Here is an 18,383-nt window from a genome sequence, read left to right as displayed (position 1 = left end):
ACGACTCCCCCACTCTCGGCTGCGCTCGAGCGGGGGGACCCCCATCGCGTCGCCGCCCTCCTCCGCCTTGCAGCCGCACGCACCACACCCCGCTCAGGTCGGCCGAGAGGCTACGTCGGCTCAGCCGACCTGATCCAAACGACAGGCCCTAGCAGAATGGCGGCCATGACCACGCGTTCCTGTCCGTGCGGGCTGCCGCAGTCGTACGACGCCTGCTGCGGCCGCTACCTCCGCGGTCCCGTCGCCGCGCCTACCGCGGAGGCGCTGATGCGCTCGCGCTACAGCGCCTTCGTGAAGGGGGACGTGGCGTATCTGACGCGGACCTGGCATCCGCGCACGCGGCCGGCGCTGCTGGACCTCGATCCCGGTATGCGGTGGACGGGGCTGGAGATCCTCGCGACGCGGGACGGGACCGCGTTCCACACGCGGGGGACGGTGGAGTTCCGGGCGTCCTTCCGGGGCGGCTCGCTGCACGAGGTGAGCCGGTTCGAGCGGGTGGACGGGGCGTGGGTGTACGTGGACGGGGAGTTCCCGGAGGGGTAGGTCCCCGGGGGTGGGTCAGGGGGCCAGGACGTCGAGTTCCTGGAGGGCGCCGGCCATGATCTCGCGGGTGAGCTGCTCGGCGCGGGGCGCGTCGCCCGCGCGGATCACCTCGGCGAGCTGGACGTGCAGGGTGACGGCGGCCGGGTCCGGGTCCTCGAACATGACCCGGTGATGGGTGCGGCCGGTGAGGACCTCGGCCACGACGTCGCCGAGGCGGGCGAACATCTCGTTGCCGGACGCGGTGAGGATCACGCGGTGGAAGGCGATGTCGTGCAGGAGGTAGCCCTCCAGCCGGTGCCCGCGTGAGTGGGCCACCATGCCGAGGGCGCACTCGGTGAGTTCCGCGCACTGCTCGGCCGTGGCGTTGCGCGCCGCCAGGCCCGCCGCGACCGGTTCGATCGCCGAGCGCAGGACGGTGAGCGAGCGCAGCTGGTGCGGGCGGTCGGCGCCGGCCAGCCGCCAGCGGATGACCTGCGGGTCGTAGACGTTCCACTCGGCCTTGGGGCGGACCGTCACGCCCACGCGGCGGCGGGACTCGACCAGGTGCATGGACTCAAGGACCCGGACCGCCTCGCGCATCACGGACCGTGAGACCTCGAAACGCTGGGCCAGCTCGTCGGTCCGCAACACGCTGCCCGGCGGGTACTCGCCGGCCGTGATGGCGGGGCCCAGGGTGTCCAGTACATGGCCGTGCAGACCCCGGCCCGGAGTGGTCATGCACTCAGCGTACGGGGTGGATCACCGCGCTAAAAAGTCAGACTTATTCGTCACAGACTCTTGATTCGTCGTACCTAATCGGTTTCAGTGTCCGTCGACATCAGGTGTCGTCGGAAGACAGCGAGGCAGAGATGCACACCCCCCACGTCGTCGCGGTGATGGGCGTCGCCGGCACGGGCAAGACCACGATCGGTCCCCTGCTCGCCGCCCGGCTGGGCGTTCCATACGCCGAGGGCGACGACTTCCATCCGCCGGCCAACATCGCCAAGATGTCGGCCGGCGTCCCGCTGGAGGACGCGGACCGGTGGCCGTGGCTGGACGCCATCGGCGCCTGGGCGCACGGGCGGGCCGGACGGGGCGGCGTGGTCAGCTGCTCGGCGCTGAAGCGGTCGTACCGCGACCGGCTGCGGACCACCGCGCCGGGGCTCGTGTTCGTGCACCTCGCGGGCGACCGGGCCCTGATCGAGGACCGGATGGGGCACCGGCAGGGCCACTTCATGCCGACCGCGCTGCTGGACTCCCAGTTCGCCACGCTCCAGCCGCTCCAGCCGGACGAGGCGGGGGTCGTCGTCGACGTCTCCGGCTCGCCCGAGGAGATCGCCGAGCGGGCCGCGCGGGCGCTCGCCGGACTGTCCGACGTTCCTGAGTGACCCCCTCCCCACCACAACTGCAAGGGACACCCGTGACCAGACTCAGCGTCGAGCTGCTGGCAGCGGACACCGCCGAGCCCATCACCTCGGCCGGCCACGCCCAGCTGGGACTCGCCGTGCTGGCGGGCATCGCCGTCATCGTGCTGCTCATCACCCGGTTCAGACTCCACGCCTTCCTGGCGCTGACCATCGGCTCGCTCGCGCTCGGCGCGTTCGCCGGGGCGCCGCTGGACAAGGTCATCACCAGCTTCACCACCGGACTCGGCGCCACGGTCGCCGGCGTCGGCGTGCTGATCGCCCTCGGCGCGATCCTCGGCCGGATGCTCGCGGACTCCGGCGGCGCCGACCAGATCGTCGACACGATCCTCGCCAAGGCCGGCGGACGGTCGATGCCCTGGGCGATGGTGCTGATCGCCTCGGTGATCGGTCTGCCGCTGTTCTTCGAGGTCGGGGTGGTGCTGCTGATCCCCGTGGTGCTGATGGTGGCGAAGCGGGGCAACTACTCGCTCATGCGGATCGGCATCCCGGCGCTGGCCGGTCTGTCCGTGATGCACGGACTGGTGCCGCCGCACCCCGGCCCGCTGGTCGCGATCGACGCGGTCGGCGCCAACCTGGGCGTCACGCTGGCGCTCGGCGTGCTCGTCGCGATCCCCACGGTCGTCATCGCGGGCCCGCTGTTCTCCCGGTTCGCGGCCCGCTGGGTGGACGTCCCGGCCCCCGAGCGCATGATCCCCCAGCGGCCCTCGGAGGAACTGGAGCGGCGGCCCGGCTTCGGGGCCACCCTCGCCACCATCCTGCTGCCCGTGGTGCTGATGCTCTCCAAGGCGCTGGTCGACATCGTCGTGGACGACCCCACGCACACCGTGCAGCGCGTCTTCGACGTCGTCGGCTCCCCGCTGATCGCGCTGCTGGCGGCCGTCCTGGTCGGCATCTTCACGCTGGCCCGGCCCGCCGGGTTCGCCAAGGAGCGAATATCGGGCCTGGTCGAGAAGGGGCTCGCGCCCATCGCGGGCATCCTGCTGATCGTCGGCGCGGGCGGCGGCTTCAAGCAGACGCTGATCGACTGCGGTGTGGGGCGGATGGTCCTGGAGATCTCCGAGGACTGGTCGATCCCGGCCCTGCTGCTGGCCTGGCTGATCGCGGTGGCGATCCGGCTGGCGACGGGCTCGGCGACGGTCGCCACGGTCTCGGCGGCCGGCCTGGTCGCCCCGCTCGCCGCCGACATGTCCACGACCCACACGGCTCTGCTCGTCCTGGCGATCGGCGCCGGCTCGCTGTTCTTCAGCCATGTCAACGACGCCGGTTTCTGGCTGGTCAAGGAGTACTTCGGGGTGAGCGTCGGCCAGAACATCAAGACCTGGTCGGTCATGGAGACCCTGATCTCGGTGGTCGCGGGCGGGCTGGTGCTGCTGCTCTCACTCGTCCTGTAGGGGTTCCGCCGGGCGGTCCGGGCGGCCCATGATGACCCGGGGGCGACGACTGGGGGGACGTCATGGCCGTATCGCTGGGGACGCGTGTGTCGGCGCTGCTCTTCGTGGGGGCGGTGGCCGTGGCCACGGCAGCCGTGACGGAACCGGGCCGTTCCCCGGCGCGGGGCGGTGCGGGAACGCATGTGTCCGGCGGGACGGCCGAGGGCCCGAGCGGGGTGATCCCCGGCGGGCCCGTCGCGGAGACCCCGTCCGTGTCGCCGTCGCCGGGGCCCAGCGCGCTGGGCTCCGGGGGCGCGGAGGCGGGCGTGAGCGCCCCGCGCGCGCCGGGGGTCTCCCGTACGCCGTCGCCCCGGGGGCGTACGACGACGGCGCCGGCCGCCGCCCCCGCCTGGCTGCCGCCCGGTCCCGTCTCGCCCGACACCGACCACCGGCCCGACCCGGACAGCGTGTACGACCTGCTCCGCTCGCCGGACAGGTGCCGGGACGCCCTCGCGCTGATCCCCCGCGCCTCCGTCGGCGACGACTGGAAGGTCCTGCGGGGGCTCGCCCATGCCTGTCTCGCCGTCCAGGGGCGTGAGTCCTCGGGCTGGGCGGCGGCGGAGCGGGACCGTGCGGCGCTCGCGGGGCGGCTGAACACCTGCAAGGGGCGGGCCGCCGAGCGGGTGCTGGCCGGCCTCCTCGCCTTCCATCGGGAGCGCCCCTCGGCCACGGCCCGACTCACGGCCACGCCGGCCTCCGCCGCGCCCGCCTGCGCCTACGCGATCGCCGCGGTCGACGTGGGCGGCGACGGCGAGGCACGGCCCGGCGATCCGGTCCGGATCGAGCTGCGCGGCACCTACTTCGACCACGCGGAGCTGCTGCGGGAGGGGACGGTGCTCGTCGGGGGACGGCCGGCGGCCGGGCCGCTGCACGCGGTCGCCCAGTCCGGGGACGGGCTGGTGCTGTCGACCGCGGTCCCGGATCTCGGCCGCGGCGCCGCGCAGGGGTCCGTCGGGGTGACCGTGAGCGTGCGGTACGCGACGACGGAGGCGGTGAAGGTGAACGCCTTCCGGGTGCCGGGCCCGGAGATCACCGACCCGACCCAGGACCCGGGCGCCTCCGGCTCACCCGGCCCGCCGAACACGTCCGGCTCCGACAACACCGGACACCTCGGCTCACCCGACTCCCACCCCACCGGACGCCTCGGCTCACCCGTCCCGCTCGTCGGCTCCGGAGGGGACCGCGACGCACCGCCCCGCGTCATCGGCCGTCGCGGTGGCCTCCGGGCACCCGGACCTCGTACCTGAGCGGCTCCCTCGCCCGGCCCTAAGGCCGCCAGAGGGGATGTTCGCGTTCCGCCCACTCCCGGCTCACCGTGCCGGTGCGCATGCCGTGGCGGGATTCCGGGTCGGCGAGGGCCATGCCGATGTGGCCGGCGAGGACGACGCCGATGGTGAGGGCGAGCCAGTCGTGGACGAAGGTCGCGCTGGTGCGCCACATGATCGGGGTGAGATGGGTGAACCACATCATCAGACCGGTGCCGAGCATCACGAGCGTCGCCCCGGCGATCCAGGCCGCGTAGACCTTCTGCCCGGCGTTGAACTTGGCCGCCGGACGCGACTCGGGCCGCTTGTCCCGGCGCAGGGCGGCGCGCAGCCAGCGGCGGTCGTGCGGGCCGAAGCGGTTGAGGTGCCCGAGGTCGGCGCGGAACGCGCGGGAGACGAGGCCCGCGAGGACGGGCAGCGGCAGCAGGACGCCCGCGATCTCGTGGACGCGGACCACCAGCTCACGGCGGCCGACGAGTGCGGCGAGCTCGGGGACGTACAGGAAGGCGGCCGTGAGCACGCACACGCCCATGAGGAGGGCGGTGGTGCGGTGGACCCACCGTACGGCGCGGGTGAAGCGGGGGATCCCGGTCATGGGCGGCGCCTCAGCTCGTAGGCTCATCGTCCCGCCCGTTCGAACGGCCGACCCAGGCGTCCACGTCGTAGCCCCGGTCCTCCCAGTAGCCGGGCTTCACGTCCTCGGTGACGGTGATGCCGGAGAGCCATTTGGCGGACTTGTAGAAGTACATCGGGGCCACGTAGAGGCGGACCGGGCCGCCGTGGTCGTGGCCGAGGTCCTTGTCCTGCATGCGCACGGCGACCAGGACGTCGGCGCGGCGGGCCTGGTCGAGGGTGAGGCTCTCGGTGTAGGTGCCGTCGAAGCAGGTGAAGCGGATCGCGCCCGCCTTGGACCGCACTCCGGCCGCGTCCAGCAGGACCGAGAGCCGTACGCCCTCGAAGGCGGTGTCGGGCACCCGCCACCCGGTGACGCACTGGACGTCCTTGACCATGCGGGTCTGCGGCAGGGCCTTGAGCTGGTCCAGGGTGTAGGCGGCGGGGCGGTCGACGAGGCCGTCCACGGTGAGGCGGTAGTTCGAGGCGTTCTTGTGCGGGACCGAGGCGGCCACGGAGTAGTAGCGGAAGCCGCCGCCGTTGGGCAGCAGTCCGGTCAGGCCGGTCGGGTCCTTGCCGGCGGCGCTGCCGAGGAAGGCCTCCATGCCTCGCTGGAGCGGGGGCGCGGCGACGACCCCCAGGGCGCCGAGGGCGAGGGTGCCGAGGAAGACACGGCGGCCGACGGGGGTGCCGCGTTCCTCGGGTGGTTCGGGGTTCACGTCTCCATTCGAACACTCGGGGGCGGGGCGGGGCCAGGATTCCCCGGAGACGTCAGACTTCCGTCATCACTTCTTACCCGCCTCTCAGACGGGCGGCCCCTGGCACTCCGGCTGCTCCCGGCCCGAGGGCGGCTGCCCGCGCCGCGCGGAACGCCGGGCCGGGGGCGCGGTCCGGGTAGGACCAGGGCTCGGCGGTGACGTGGTCGCCGATGTGCTGGAAGAGGGCGGCCGCCTCGGCGCCCCGGCCCTCGCAGACCTTGGCGTGGGCGAGGAAGTTCAGGTCGATCAGTCGGCGGGGGTGGCCGTCGTGCTCCCACTCCAGCCACCAGTCGAAGGCGGCCTTCATCACGTCCCGGGCGCGGGCGTCACGCCAGTGACCGGAGGCGGCCGGGTCGGCGGGCGCGAAGCCGTGGCCCGCCAGGACGCGGTGGCGCTCGGCGTGCGCGACGACCGGCAGGATGGCGAGCGGGGAGTCCGCGGGCGCCTGTTCGGCGGCCCAGGCGGCGAAGTCGTAGACCTCGTGCAGCGGGTCCGGGCCGCCGGCGGCGCGGCGCTCGGCGAGCCGGGCGACCATCAGATGGTGGGCGTGGTGGTGGTCGCGGTGGCGGGCGCGGATCTCCTCGAAGATCCGTACGGCCGCCGCGCCGCCGTCGCGCTCCAGCAGGAGCAGGCCCAGCCAGGGGGTGGGGTCGGCGGGCACGGACTCGGTGGCGGCGCGGCAGGCCGCGTGGGCGACGGCCGGGTCCTCCCTGCCGCGCAGGGCGCGGTGGACCTGGGCGAGGGCGTGCAGGACGCGTCCGTCGGGGCAGCCGGGGTGGGCGAGGAGCCAGTCGTGGGCCCAGGCGGCGGCGTACGGTTCCCGGGCGAGGACGGTGATCCGGTGGGCGCGGCGGTCCCAGTCGTCGCCCGTGCGGGCGAGCAGGGAGCGGGCGGCCTGCCGGCGGCCCTGGGACAACGCGGCTCGGGCGGCACCCAGTTCGGTGTCGTCGAGGGCCGGGTCGGGGGTCCGGGCGGCGGCGCGTCGGCGGCCGCGACGGGAGAGTGGGGACAGGGGCACCGCGGGACTTCCTCATCCTCCTCGGTGACGGATCTGGCATCGGCCCGCGATCGGCCGATCACGCACAGCAAATCCCCCGTCACCGGCCGCGTCAAGGGCCGGGAACCCGTGACAGGTGTCAACTACCGTGACGGACAAGGAACTTGAGACCGCGCTTGCGCTGGTGGGGCGGGCGGTGCCGGGGCTGCGAGCGGGCCGGTGTGGCGTACGCCATGGCGCGGCCGGGCGGGAGCGCACACCATGGCTTTACGGCCTCCCGGGGGCATGCAGGGCGCTGGGAGGCTACAGTCGGGCACCTACGCACCCCGTCCGTGGCCCGACCGGATGATCGAGGTACGCAGCGTGTCGGTTCTGGTTCTTGTGCTCTCCGTGAGCGCCGCCTGTTGCCTGGGCTTCGGGTTCGTGCTCCAGCAGAACGCCGCCCAGAAGGCACCGCTCGGCGACTTCCTGTCCCCCCGGCTGCTGCTCGACCTGATCAAGGTGCCGCGCTGGCTGGGCGGTATCGGTCTGATGGTGGCGGGCATGGTGCTCGGCGCGATCGCGCTCGGGCAGGGCGAGGTCTCCCTGGTCGAGCCGCTGCTCGCGACGAATCTGCTGTTCGCGCTCGCCCTGTCCCGCCGCCAGACCCGGCAGCCGCTCGGCCGTCAGGGCTGGGCGGGCCTGGCGCTGCTCGCGGGCGGCGTGACCGCGTTCATCGTGGCGGGCGAGCCGCGCGGCGGCACCGCGGTCACCGATCCGCTGCGGCACTGGCTGATCATCGGGGTGATGGTCGGTCTGGCGCTGCTGCTCACCGCGTACGCCAAACGCTCCCGGCTCAGCTCGGGCCCGGTGCTGCTCTCCCTCGCGGCCGGGCTGCTCTACGGCGTCCAGGACGCGCTGACCCGGGTGAGCGGCCAGCGTTTCTCCGCGGGCGGTCTCGGCGAGCTGTTCACCGGCTGGCAGCCGTACGCGGTGCTCGCGCTGGGCGTGACCGGTCTGGTGCTGGTGCAGAGCGCCTTCGAGACGGCGCCGCTGCGGATGTCGCTGCCCGCGCTGACCGCGGCCCAGCCGCTGGCCGGCATCGTCTGCGGGGTGGGCTTCCTCGGCGACCGGCTGCACACCGACACCGGCGCGCTGGCCTGGGAGGCGGCGGGCCTCGCCGCGGTGGTCGCGGGCATCGTCCTGCTGGGCATGCACCCGGCGATGCCCTCGGGCGTCGCACCGCGCGAGCGGGCGGCCAGCCTCCAGACCCAGTAGGCGCGGGGCGGCCGGTCCCGCCGGCGGCGTGCGGCGGCCGGCGTGCGGCTGCTTGGATGGGCGTATGAGCGCTGCTGACGAGATCCTCGACATCGTCGACGAGAACGACCGGGTCGTCGGACAGTTCCCGCGGGGGCGGGTGTATGCCGAGGGGATGCGGCACCGCTGTGTCTTCATCCAGGCCCGGGACGCCGAGGGCCGCCTGTTCGTGCACCGCCGCACACCGACCAAGCTGGTCTTCCCCTCCCTGTACGACATGTTCGTCGGCGGGGTGGTCGGGGCGGGCGAGGCCTATGACGAGGCCGCCCTGCGCGAGGCCGAGGAGGAACTGGGGGTGAGCGGGCTCCCCCGCCCGGAGTTCCGCTTCAAGTTCCTCTACGACGACGGCGCCGGCCAGAGCTGGTGGTCGGCGGTGTACGAGGTCCGCTGCGACCTGCCGGTCAGCCCCCAGGCCGAGGAGGTCGCCTGGCACGCCTTCCTGCCCGAGGAGGAGGTCGAACGGCGTCTGCCGGAGTGGGAGTGGGTGCCGGACGGCCTCGCGGCGTACGAACGGCTCAAGGCGTACCGAGCGACCCGCTGAGCGGGCTGCCGCCCGGCGCCGACCAGTACGGGCTCTCCCAGAAGGGGTGGTCGAGGAACCGCTCGGCCGCCCGAGGAGCCGCCCCCGGCTCCACGCCGACGGCGACCAGCGCGGCCGCTATCCGCTCCCGCGCCTCCTCGACGGGCGTGTCGGCGTCGCCGTAGGCGGGCAGCAGCAGGAGCAGCCGCCGGTCCGGGTCGCCGACCCCCTCGGTGTCCGCCGGGGCCGAGTGGGCCATGGCGACCAGGTCCGGCCAGGACAGCCCCGGGCCCCTGAAGTGCCCCTCGATGGCCGCCAGCTCCCGCTCGCGGGGCCGGCCGGGGTCCGTGAGGAGGTAGTCCGTGCCGGCGTCGTCCGGGAAGTTGCGGTGCACCACCCATACCGTCCGCCCCCGCGGCAGCGGTATCCGGAACGCCGGCCACACGTCCGTCCCGTCGTACAGCGCCTCGGCCGCCGCGTCCACGTCCGCGTGGTCCGCGCCGAAGGGCTCCGGATCGTCCGCGAAGGCATCCCAGACCGGCCCGTAGTACGCGGGCCAGAACCCGGGCAGGCCGAGGAGGTGCTCGGCGGGGGCGATGCGGTGCCCGGGCGTCGCGTACCCGGCCAGTGCCATGGGGTGATCCATGTCCGAAACCGTAGCGGGAGGCACTGACAACGCCCCCGTGAGAGCCGCCGGGTAGGGTCCTGGGCGTGATCGCCTTCGTACGGAACGTCCGGTTGTGGTTCGCGCCCGAGCAGGTGCGGGAGGAGGGCAGCACCCCGGACTACCGGTTCTCGCTGGCCAACGAGCGCACGTTCCTGGCGTGGCTGCGGACCGCGCTGGCGCTGATCGGCGGGGGCTTCGCGGTGGACCAGTTCCTGCCGGACCTGCGCTGGGGCTGGCGGGTCGGTCTCGCGCTGGCGCTGCTGGCGGCGGGGGTGCTGTGCTCGCTGCGCGCGGTGAACCACTGGATGCGCTGCGAGCGGGCGATGCGCCGGGGCGAGGACCTGCCGGCGTCCCGCTTCCCGGCCCTGCTGAGCGTGGTCGTCGCGTTGGTGGCGGTGGCGATGGTGGTCGTGGTGCTGCTCGGCTGGGCCGGATGAGCGACGTGCCGGACCGGGACCCGGGGCTGCAGCCGGAGCGGACGCGGCTGGCCTGGCGGCGTACGACCCTGTCGAGCACCGTCGCCACCGTGCTCGCCGTGAAGACCGCGCTGCACGGCGGCGCCTCGGCGGCCGGCATCGTCGCCTGCGCCCTGTGCTGCGGGCTGTGGCTGGCCTTCCTGCTGCTCGCCCACCGCCGGATCCGCACCCTGACCACGGCCGCCGCGCCGAACGCCCTCCCGCCTCGCCAGGCCGCCCTCGCGGTCCTGTGCGCGGTGGCGACGGCGGTGTGCGCGGCGGCGCTGGTGGTCTAGCCGTCCGGCTCCTGGTCCGCCTCGTCCGTCTCGTCCGCCCACTCCACCGTCACCACGATCTTGCCGCGGGCCCGCCCCTGCCGGCTCAGCCGGTGCGCGTCCGCCGTGCGTTCCAGCGGGAACGTCTCGGAGACGTGCACGGAGACCACGCCCTGTTCGACCAGTTCCGCCAGCCGGGTGAGGTCCTCGGCGTCGGGCCGTACGAAGTAGTAGACGCCGCCGTAGCCGACGACGTCACCGTCGGCGATCGAGGCCAGGCGGCCCTCCGGGGCCAGCAGCTGGGCGGAGACCTTCAGCGTCTCGCCCCCGACGGTGTCGAACACCGCGTCCACCCCTTCGGGGGCCAGCCCGCGCACCCGTTCGGAGAGCCCGTCGCCGTAGGTCACCGGCTCGCCGCCCAGGGACCGGACGAAGTCGTGGTTGGCCTCGCTCGCCGTGCCGATCACCCGGGCGCCGACGTGCCGGGCGAGCTGGACGGCGATCGAGCCGACGCCGCCGGCCGCCGCGTGGACGAGGACCGTCTCGCCCCGTCTGACCTTCAGCACCCGGGTCAGCACCTGGTGGGCGGTGAGGCCGGTCAGGGGCAGTCCGGCGGCCTCCTCCCAGGTGAGGTTGCGGGGCTTGCGGGCGAGGGTGCGCACGGGGGCGGCGACGTACTCGGCGAAGGTGCCGCGGGAGAGGAAGTCCTCGCGGACGTATCCGACGACCTCGTCGCCGACCGCGAACTCGGAGACCGCGACCCCGGGCCGGACGACCACGCCGGAGACGTCCCAGCCGGGCACCACCGGGAAGACCGGGTCGAGCACGGGGTCCACATAGCCCTCGCGGCACTTCCAGTCGACCGGGTTGACGGCCGCCGCCCGCACCTTGACCAACACCGAGTCGGGGCCGACCTTGGGGTCGCGGACCTCGCCGTACTCGAGGACCTCGGGACCGCCGTAGCGGCTGTAGCTGATGCCCTTCATGTCACCGACCCTCGGGGGTGATCGCACGCCACGCAACCCGGATGCCCAGGCCAGAGACCGCGAGGGCGCCCGAAAGGCCGACCGGAAGGACGACCGGGAAAACGTCCGGCAGGGCGACCGGAATCCGCCCGCCGCGGCCGGTCCCGCTTCTGCCCAGGCGGCCGTCGGCCTAGGGTGGGCCCGATCACGTCGCGTGCCACCACTGGACTACATACCGACCGGTCGGCATGATGGGCGGGTAGCGTTCACCCGTCCGTAGGAGCGATGTCATGAGCCCCGACCACCCGCCAGGTCTCGACCTCGACCGGCTGCGCGCCCTGCTGGAGCGTGAGCGCCCCGGTCTGGTCGCCGGACCCCTCACCGGCCGGCTGATCGAGGGCGGACGGTCGAACCTCACGTACGAGATCGGCGACGGTACGGGCAAGTGGGTCCTACGGCGGCCCCCGCTCGGCCATGTGCTGGCCACCGCGCACGACATGAAGCGCGAGCACCGGGTGATCAGCGCCCTGCACCCGACGAGCGTGCCGGTGCCGCGCCCGGTGCTGCTCTGCGAGGACGAGCAGGTCCTCGGCTCGTCCTTCTACGTCATGGAGTTCGTCGAGGGCACCCCGTACCGCACGGCCGCCGAGCTGGCCCCGATCGGCGCGGAGCGCACCCGGGGCGCGGTGCTGTCGCTGGTGGACACCCTGGTGGAACTGCACGCGGTGGACCCGGCCGAGGTGGGCCTGGCCGACTTCGGGCGCCCGGAGGGCTTCCTGGACCGCCAGCTGCGCCGCTGGGGCAAGCAGCTGGACGCCTCCCGCAGCCGCGACCTGGCCGGGATCGACGAGCTGCACGCGGCGCTCGGCCGTGCGCTGCCCTCCTCCCCCGCCCCGGCCGTGGTGCACGGCGACTACCGCCTCGACAACGTCCTGATCGGCGCCGACGACCGGATCAGGGCGATCCTCGACTGGGAGATGTCGACGCTCGGCGACCCGCTGACCGACCTGGGCCTGCTGGTGATGTACAGCGTGCCGCTGGAGCTGCCGAACTCCCCCATCTCCACGACCGCCTCGGCCGCCGGTCACCCGTCGCCCGCCGAGCTGATCGAGCGGTACGCGGCCCGCTCGGGCCGCGACGTCTCGGCCGTCTCCTGGTACACGGCGTTCGCCTGGTTCAAGCTCGCCGTGATCCTGGAGGGCATCCACTACCGGTACACGCTGGGCCAGACGGTCGGGCGCGGCTTCGACCGGATCGGGGAGCTGGTCCCCGTCTTCATCCAGCACGGACTGACCACTCTCCAGGAAGGCTGAGTCGATGGACTTCGCGTTCGACGCGCGCACCGAGGAACTGCGCGGGAAGCTGCTCGCCTTCATGGACGAGTACGTCTACCCGGCCGAGGCGGTCGCGGAGGAACAGCGGGCCGCGCTGGCGTCCCCCTGGGACACCCCGGCCGTGGTCGAGGAGCTGAAGGCCGAGGCACGCAGGCAGGGCCTGTGGAACCTCTTCCTGCCCGACACCGAGTACGGCGCGGGGCTCACGAACCTCCAGTACGCGCCGCTCGCCGAGATCACCGGCCGCTCCCCGCAGCTGGCGCCGACGGCCCTGAACTGCGCCGCGCCCGACACCGGGAACATGGAGGTGCTGACGCAGTTCGGCGACGAGCAGCAGAAGAAGCAGTGGCTGGAGCCGCTGCTGGCGGGGGAGATCCGCTCGGCGTTCGCGATGACCGAGCCCGAGGTGGCCTCCTCCGACGCCACCAACATCACCACCCACATCCGGCGGGAGGGCGACGAGTACGTCATCTCGGGCCGCAAGTGGTACATCTCCGGCGCGATGAACCCGGACTGCAAGATCTTCATCGTGATGGGCAAGACGGACCCCGAGGGCGCGGACATCCGCCGCCAGCAGTCCATGGTGCTCGTGCCGCGCGACACCCCGGGCGTCACCGTCAAGCGGGCGATGCAGGTGTTCGGCTACGAGGACCACTACCACGGCGGTCACGCCGAGGTGATCTTCGACGACGCGCGCGTGCCGGTGACGAACCTGATCGGCGAGGAGGGCGGCGGCTTCGCCATCGCCCAGGCGCGGCTCGGTCCCGGCCGGATCCACCACTGCATGCGGCTGATCGGCATGGCGGAGCGGGCCATCGAGCTGATGTGTCGGCGGGCGGTGTCCCGGACGGCGTTCGGCAAGGCGCTCGGTCAGCAGGGTGTGGTGCACAACTGGATCGCGGACGCGCGCGTGACGGTCGAGCAGCTGCGGCTGCTGGTGCTGAAGACCGCCTGGATGATGGACACCGTCGGCAACCGGGGCGCCCACACCGAGATCCAGGCCATCAAGATCGCCACCCCTCGCGCGGTGGTCGACATCATCGACCGGGCGATCCAGCTGCACGGCGCGGGCGGGGTCAGCCAGGACTTCCCGCTGGCCGAGCTGTACGCCGGGGCGCGCACACTGATGATCGCGGACGGCCCGGACGAGGTGCACCAGCGGTCGCTGGCGCGGCGTGAGCTGAAGAAGTACCTGTAGGGCACGCGGTAAGGGGCGGTCGTCCATGGCGACCGCCCCTTACCCGTACGCCCCGCGCCTCAGGGCCGCAGCGCTCTCAGCAGCAGGTCCGCCAGGTGGTCGGCGACCTCCTGGGGGCTCATCGGGCCGTTCGGGCGGTACCACGTGGACAGATGGTGGACGGAGCCGAAGTGGTAGTCCACCACCAGGTCGGCCGGGGTCGCCGTGGAGAAGACTCCGGCCTCCTGGCCCTCCTCCACGAGCGCGCGGAAGCGTTCGTGGTAGCGCCGGCGCTCGGCGCGGACCTGCTTGTTCTTCTCGGGGCTCAGATGGTGCATCGAACGGAAGAAGATCATCGCGTCGTCGAGGTTCTCGATCGTCGTGACGACGACGTCGGCCGCCGCGCCCCGCAGCCGCTTCTCGATCGGCTCGTCGGCGTCCGCGAAGGCGTCCAGACGCTCCTGCTGGACGCGGAGCATGCGCGCGTACACCTCGTGCAGCAGATCGTCCTTGGAGCCGAAGTAGTGGTACAGCGCTCCCTTGGTGACGCCGGCCGCCTCGACGATCTCCTGTACGGAGGTCCGGTCGTAGCCCTGCTCGGCGAAGAGCCGGGTGGCGGCGGCGAGGAGCCGTTGCGGAACAGGGGCCTCCGAGCCGTCCGTCGTCCTGGGCACTGCCGCCACCTGCCTTCCTTCTCGTTCTACCGGTCGTGCGTGCGGGAACGCAGTTCCCGACGGAGGATCTTCCCACTTGCCGTCTTGGGCAGGTCGGGCAGGATCTCCACCTGGCGGGGGTATTTGTAGGCCGCCAGTCTGTCCTTGCAGTAAGCGGCGAGCGTATCGGCATCCGCGTCCGCTCCGGGACGCAGGCTGATGTACGCCTTGACGGTCTCGCCCCGGTAGCCGTCGGGCACGCCGACGACGGCGGCCTCGCGGACGGCGGGATGGGTGTACAGCACGTCCTCGACCTCGCGCGGCCAGACCTTGAAGCCGGACGCGTTGATCATGTCCTTCTTGCGGTCGACGACGTACAGCCAGCCCCGCTCGTCCATGAACCCGATGTCACCGGTGCGCAGTTCGCCGTCGGGGAAGGTCTCGGCGGTCGCCTCGGGCCGCCGCCAGTAGCCGGGGACGACCTGCGGCCCTCGTACGACGATCTCGCCCTGCTCGCCGAAGGGGACCTCCTCGCCCCGGTCGTCGACGATCCGTACGACGGTGTCGGGTCCCGGCAGGCCCACGGCGAGGGTCCCGGAGGCCGGGTCGACGGGCGCCTCGTGCTGGGGCGGGACGGAGGCGCAGGGCGCGGTGCACTCGGTGAGCCCGTAGCCGTTGCGGATGTACGGCCCGAAGCCCGCCCGGAACTTCTCCACCAGCGCCGGCGGTACGGGGGCGCCGCCGGAGGAGATGTTGACGAAGGAGGAGAAGTGGTCGGGGGTCGCGGCCGGGTGGGCGGCGAGCGCCATGAAGGCCGTGGAGGGGCCGACGGTGTAGTGCGGCCGGTGCTCGGCGAACGCCTCCAGCACGACGCCCGCCTCGAAGCGGTACGTCAGCACCAGGGTGCCCGCGCTGTTCAGGCAGGCGCCGAGCTGGCACACCATCCCGGTGATGTGGAACAGGGGCGCGAGGGCGTAGTAGACGGGCGCCTCGGGCAGATGGAGCCCCCTGCTCTGCCGCTCGGCGTTGGCCATGATGTTGCCGTGCGTGTTGGTCGCGCCCTTGGGGGTGCCGCTGGTGCCCGAGGTGTAGCTGATCAGGGCGATGTCGGCGGGGGCGAGGTCCGGGACCTCGGGCGCCTTGTGCCCGGCGCGGGCGACGGCGGTGAGGTCGTCGGCGTCCGGGGCCTGCGGAAGCCGCTCGAAGGTCAGCACGCGCGCGTCGCCGCGGGTCTGGAAGTCCAGCTCGCAGGCGGTGAGCACGATCCGCACCGGCGAGCCGTCCGCCGTCTCGCGCAGATACGACTCCCAGGCCCGGTCGGAGCAGACGAGCGCGGCCACCTCGCCGTCCCGCAGGACGTGGGCGACCTCCCCCGCCTTGTACATGGGGTTGACGGGGACGACGATCGCGCCCGCCTTCCAGGCGCCGAACAGGGCGAGGACGAAGGCCGGGGAGTTCTGCAGCAGGACCGCCACCCGGTCGCCGCGCTCCAGACCGCGCGCGGCGAGGTGCCCGGCGACGGAGTCGCTGAGCTCGTCCAGCTCGCGGTAGGTGAGCCGGCCGTCGAAGTAGGCGAGGGCGGTGCGGTCCGGGGCCTCGGCGACGGACCGGCGCAGCGCCGCCACCAGCGAGTCGGCGGGGTCGATCGGGGCCCGCTGGACGTCGTCGAGCAGGGCCACCCAGGGCTTGGCCGCGTAACGCGAGACGCTCATTCGGCCGCCTCCCACTTCTGCTGGAGGTGGTTCATGTTGCCCAGCCAGCGGTCGGGTTCGGCGGCGCGCGCCTGGTAGTAGGCGGCCACCTCCGGGTGCGGCAGGATCAGGAACCGGTCCTCCTCCATGCCCTTGAACAGGGCGTCCGCCACGTCCTCCGGCTCGATCGCGGTCGGCTTGAGCACCAGGTCGCCCGCGCTGCCGGTGGCGTCCAGCATGTCGGTGCGCACGCCCTGGGGGCAGATCGCGTGGACCTTGATCCCGCGGTGGCGGTAGGTGAGCGACAGCCATTCGGCGAAGGCGTAGGCGCCGTGCTTGGTGACGCTGTACGGCGCGGCGCCGATCATCGTGAGCAGTCCGGCGGCGGAGACGGTGGAGACGAACCGCCCACTGCCCCGCTCCAGCCAGTCCGGCAGCAGGGCCTCGGCCGCCCGCACATGGGCCATCACGTTGACGTCCCAGGCCTGCGCCCACACGGCCTCGCCGGCCGCCTCGGAACCGCCGGAGGCGACCCCGGCGTTGGCGCAGTACACGTCGACGGTGCCGCCGAGCGCCTCCCGGGCGGGGCCGACGATCGCGGAGGCATCCCCGGGCACGGCGACCCCGCCGATCTCGTCGGCGACGGCCTGCGCCCGCCCCGCGTCCAGGTCGTTGACGACGACTCTGGCCCCCTCGGCGGCGAACCGCCGGGCCAACGCGGCCCCGATCCCGCCTCCGGCCCCGGTGACGACGACTCCAGCACCCTGCACGGCAACCACCATCGGTCTCCTTCGACACGACGCGACACGGCTCAGCAGGGCCCAGACTAACCGGTCGGTATGTTGCGGGAAAGGGGCTCCCGAAGGCGCCCCCCGAAGGGGCGCGGGGCTGTATCGATATGCGGCTCCGCCGCGTGGGCGCGAACGGCCCCCACGAACCCGCACCCGAAACACAACCCATGACGTATGGCCAAGTTCGCCGGTTAGCAGGACGATACGCCGCACATCGCACAAGCCCGGGGGACGGGAGCGAAGCCACATGGCACAGCCGACGATGAGCGTGAGCCCGTACTGGGAACTGACCTTCGACGCGGACGGCGACACGGACACCGCACAGCGCGACCGCCTGTTGACCGGGGTGCGGAAGAGCGGGATCCACGACCTGATCCTCTTCTCCCACGGCTGGAACAACGACCGCTCCGGCGCCACCCGCCTCTACAGCGCCTTCTTCGCCCCGATCCCCGCCCTCGCCCCGCCGGCCGCGAGGATCGGCTACGCGGGCGTGGTCTGGCCGTCGATGCGCTTCTGCGACGAGCCGATCCCGGACTTCCCGCACACCGCGGCGGCGGTCTCGACCCCGGGCCTGGACGACGGCACCCGGCACGCGCTCCTGGAGACCTTCCCGGGCCGGGCCACGGTGGTCGAGAGCATCGCACGGCTGCTGGAGCAGCGCCCCCCGGAGGAGAGCGAGCTGGAGGAGTTCGGCCGGCTGGTGCGGGAGCTGGTGGACGCGGTCCCGCCGGGCCCGCAGGCGCCGTTCGCCGCCGACACCCTCGCCGAGGGCGTGCCGCAGGACGAGCCGGAGATGTTCACCGGGTCGACGGCGGCGGCCTGCACCGGGTTCGCGACGGCCCTGGCCGGCCTCGGCGGCGACGGCGACGGCGAGGTACGCGGCTTCGCGCTGCCCAACCCCTGGGACGGGGCGAAGGAACTGCTGCGGCAGGCGACGTACTACGCGATGAAGCGGCGCGCGGGGACGGTCGGCGAGCGGGGGCTCGGGCCGCTGATCGGGCGGCTGGCCAAGGCGGCACCCGGGGTGCGGGTGCATCTGGTGGGCCACAGCTTCGGCGGCCGGCTGGTGTCGTTCGCGCTGCGCGGGCTGCCCGAGGGGGTGCGCACGGTGAAGTCGGTGACGCTGCTCCAGGGCGCCTTCTCGCACTACGCGTTCGCCGCGCAAGGGGTGCTCCAGGGACACCAGAACCGGATCGACGGTCCCCTGGTGTGCTGCTACTCGCGGTTCGACCAGGCGCTGGGCACGATGTACCCGCTGGCGTCCAGGATGGCCGGCGACGCCCGGGGGCTCGTCGGGGAGGTCCTGGGGGCCAAGTGGGGCGCCATGGGGCACGACGGGGTGCAGTCGGTGCCGGACACGCGCGCGTACCGGCTCGCCGAGGCGCTGGCCGACGGGAGGCTGCCGGCCTCGGGGTGCGTGAACATCGACGCGGCCGAGGTGGTCCGGCGGGGCGGGGCGCCGGCCGGGGCGCACAGTGACATCGTGCACCCCGAGCTGGCGCGGGTGGTGCTGGCGGCGGGCCGCATCACCTAGGACGCGGCCCGCCG

The 18,383-nt window shown here is 73.3% G+C and carries 20 protein-coding genes; 11 read left to right on the top strand and 9 right to left on the bottom strand.

All coding sequences use genetic code 11. The features are described from left to right. The first annotated feature begins 156 nt into the window (after positions 1-156). Positions 157-543, top strand: coding sequence for a YchJ family metal-binding protein (locus ABZ464_RS31505; RefSeq protein WP_359282367.1), 387 nt, complete (start codon positions 157-159; stop codon positions 541-543). Between the two features lie 15 nt (positions 544-558). Here the strand turns inward: ABZ464_RS31505 and ABZ464_RS31500 are convergent, their stop codons facing one another. Continuing rightward, entirely contained in the window at positions 559-1,260 is a 702-nt protein-coding gene (locus ABZ464_RS31500; protein ID WP_359282366.1) for a FadR/GntR family transcriptional regulator, read from the bottom strand. A 131-nt stretch (positions 1,261-1,391) separates the two neighbouring features. Here ABZ464_RS31500 and ABZ464_RS31495 point away from each other — a divergent pair, with 131 nt between their 5' ends. From ABZ464_RS31495 to ABZ464_RS31485, 3 genes are all read left to right on the top strand, one after another. Continuing rightward, a complete protein-coding gene (locus tag ABZ464_RS31495) occupies positions 1,392-1,910 on the top strand; it encodes a gluconokinase (RefSeq protein WP_359282364.1) in 519 nt (172 codons plus the stop codon). 32 nt (positions 1,911-1,942) lie between these two features. After that, positions 1,943-3,340, top strand: coding sequence for a gluconate:H+ symporter (locus tag ABZ464_RS31490; protein WP_359282361.1), 1,398 nt, complete (start codon positions 1,943-1,945; stop codon positions 3,338-3,340). 62 nt (positions 3,341-3,402) lie between these two features. Beyond that, complete coding sequence (locus tag ABZ464_RS31485) at positions 3,403-4,626, top strand: hypothetical protein (RefSeq protein WP_359282360.1); 1,224 nt, start codon at positions 3,403-3,405, stop codon at positions 4,624-4,626. Positions 4,627-4,645: 19 nt separating this feature from the next. Here ABZ464_RS31485 and ABZ464_RS31480 read toward each other — a convergent pair whose 3' ends face one another. The 3 genes from ABZ464_RS31480 to ABZ464_RS31470 form a co-directional block, all read right to left on the bottom strand. Further along, on the bottom strand, positions 4,646-5,266 hold the full coding sequence (locus ABZ464_RS31480) for a cytochrome b/b6 domain-containing protein (protein ID WP_359282357.1): 621 nt from the start codon (positions 5,264-5,266) through the stop codon (positions 4,646-4,648). After that, positions 5,250-5,975, bottom strand: a complete 726-nt coding sequence (locus ABZ464_RS31475) for a molybdopterin-dependent oxidoreductase (RefSeq protein ID WP_359282354.1) — start codon at positions 5,973-5,975, stop codon at positions 5,250-5,252. Before ABZ464_RS31475 ends, ABZ464_RS31480 begins: the two co-directional genes overlap by 17 nt. A 73-nt stretch (positions 5,976-6,048) precedes the next feature. Next, positions 6,049-7,032 (bottom strand): hypothetical protein, encoded by a 984-nt coding sequence (locus tag ABZ464_RS31470; RefSeq protein WP_359282351.1) that lies wholly within the window; start codon positions 7,030-7,032, stop codon positions 6,049-6,051. Positions 7,033-7,374: 342 nt separating this feature from the next. On the opposite strand from ABZ464_RS31470, the gene ABZ464_RS31465 reads away from it, so the two are divergent. Both ABZ464_RS31465 and ABZ464_RS31460 read left to right on the top strand, forming a co-directional pair. Continuing rightward, entirely contained in the window at positions 7,375-8,268 is an 894-nt protein-coding gene (locus tag ABZ464_RS31465; RefSeq protein ID WP_359282348.1) for a DMT family transporter, read from the top strand. A gap of 64 nt (positions 8,269-8,332) precedes the next feature. Further along, positions 8,333-8,848, top strand: coding sequence for an NUDIX domain-containing protein (locus tag ABZ464_RS31460; protein WP_359282347.1), 516 nt, complete (start codon positions 8,333-8,335; stop codon positions 8,846-8,848). Here the strand turns inward: ABZ464_RS31460 and ABZ464_RS31455 are convergent. Beyond that, positions 8,823-9,473 (bottom strand): hypothetical protein, encoded by a 651-nt coding sequence (locus ABZ464_RS31455; RefSeq protein WP_359282344.1) that lies wholly within the window; start codon positions 9,471-9,473, stop codon positions 8,823-8,825. The two genes, ABZ464_RS31460 and ABZ464_RS31455, sit on opposite strands and share 26 nt — an antisense overlap. Before the next feature lie 65 nt (positions 9,474-9,538). Between ABZ464_RS31455 and ABZ464_RS31450 the strand changes: the two genes are divergently transcribed. Both ABZ464_RS31450 and ABZ464_RS31445 read left to right on the top strand, forming a co-directional pair. Next, on the top strand, positions 9,539-9,931 hold the full coding sequence (locus ABZ464_RS31450) for a DUF202 domain-containing protein (RefSeq protein ID WP_133913533.1): 393 nt from the start codon (positions 9,539-9,541) through the stop codon (positions 9,929-9,931). Beyond that, positions 9,928-10,245, top strand: coding sequence for a DUF202 domain-containing protein (locus ABZ464_RS31445; RefSeq protein ID WP_359282342.1), 318 nt, complete (start codon positions 9,928-9,930; stop codon positions 10,243-10,245). The genes ABZ464_RS31450 and ABZ464_RS31445 overlap by 4 nt, the downstream gene beginning before the upstream one ends. Here ABZ464_RS31445 and ABZ464_RS31440 read toward each other — a convergent pair. Continuing rightward, the gene (locus tag ABZ464_RS31440) at positions 10,242-11,210 is read right to left on the bottom strand and encodes an NADP-dependent oxidoreductase (RefSeq protein ID WP_359282340.1); all 969 of its coding nucleotides are present in this window, start codon (positions 11,208-11,210) and stop codon (positions 10,242-10,244) included. The two genes, ABZ464_RS31445 and ABZ464_RS31440, sit on opposite strands and share 4 nt — an antisense overlap. A 269-nt stretch (positions 11,211-11,479) precedes the next feature. Between ABZ464_RS31440 and ABZ464_RS31435 the strand changes: the two genes are divergently transcribed. Then, a complete protein-coding gene (locus tag ABZ464_RS31435; RefSeq protein WP_359282337.1) occupies positions 11,480-12,502 on the top strand; it encodes a phosphotransferase family protein in 1,023 nt (340 codons plus the stop codon). A 4-nt stretch (positions 12,503-12,506) separates the two neighbouring features. Then, positions 12,507-13,721 (top strand): acyl-CoA dehydrogenase family protein, encoded by a 1,215-nt coding sequence (locus ABZ464_RS31430; protein ID WP_359282335.1) that lies wholly within the window; start codon positions 12,507-12,509, stop codon positions 13,719-13,721. Between the two features lie 59 nt (positions 13,722-13,780). Here the strand turns inward: ABZ464_RS31430 and ABZ464_RS31425 are convergent, their stop codons facing one another. Genes ABZ464_RS31425 through ABZ464_RS31415 form a run of 3 tightly spaced genes read right to left on the bottom strand, consistent with a single transcriptional unit; the run spans position 13,781 to position 16,826 of the window. Next, a complete protein-coding gene (locus ABZ464_RS31425) occupies positions 13,781-14,374 on the bottom strand; it encodes a TetR/AcrR family transcriptional regulator (protein WP_359282391.1) in 594 nt (197 codons plus the stop codon). 26 nt (positions 14,375-14,400) lie between these two features. Further along, entirely contained in the window at positions 14,401-16,065 is a 1,665-nt protein-coding gene (locus ABZ464_RS31420; RefSeq protein WP_359282334.1) for an AMP-binding protein, read from the bottom strand. Then, positions 16,062-16,826, bottom strand: coding sequence for an SDR family oxidoreductase (locus ABZ464_RS31415; RefSeq protein ID WP_359282331.1), 765 nt, complete (start codon positions 16,824-16,826; stop codon positions 16,062-16,064). Before ABZ464_RS31415 ends, ABZ464_RS31420 begins: the two co-directional genes overlap by 4 nt. 256 nt (positions 16,827-17,082) lie before the next feature. Here ABZ464_RS31415 and ABZ464_RS31410 point away from each other — a divergent pair, with 256 nt between their 5' ends. Further along, positions 17,083-18,369, top strand: coding sequence for a serine-threonine protein kinase (locus ABZ464_RS31410; RefSeq protein WP_359282328.1), 1,287 nt, complete (start codon positions 17,083-17,085; stop codon positions 18,367-18,369). Positions 18,370-18,383: the final 14 nt, after the last annotated feature.

This window comes from Streptomyces sp. NPDC005820 (genome assembly GCF_040630255.1).
Lineage (GTDB): Bacteria > Actinomycetota > Actinomycetes > Streptomycetales > Streptomycetaceae > Streptomyces.
The sequence above is the reverse complement of the archived record's forward strand: the minus strand, read 5'-3'. Positions and strand labels throughout refer to the sequence as shown.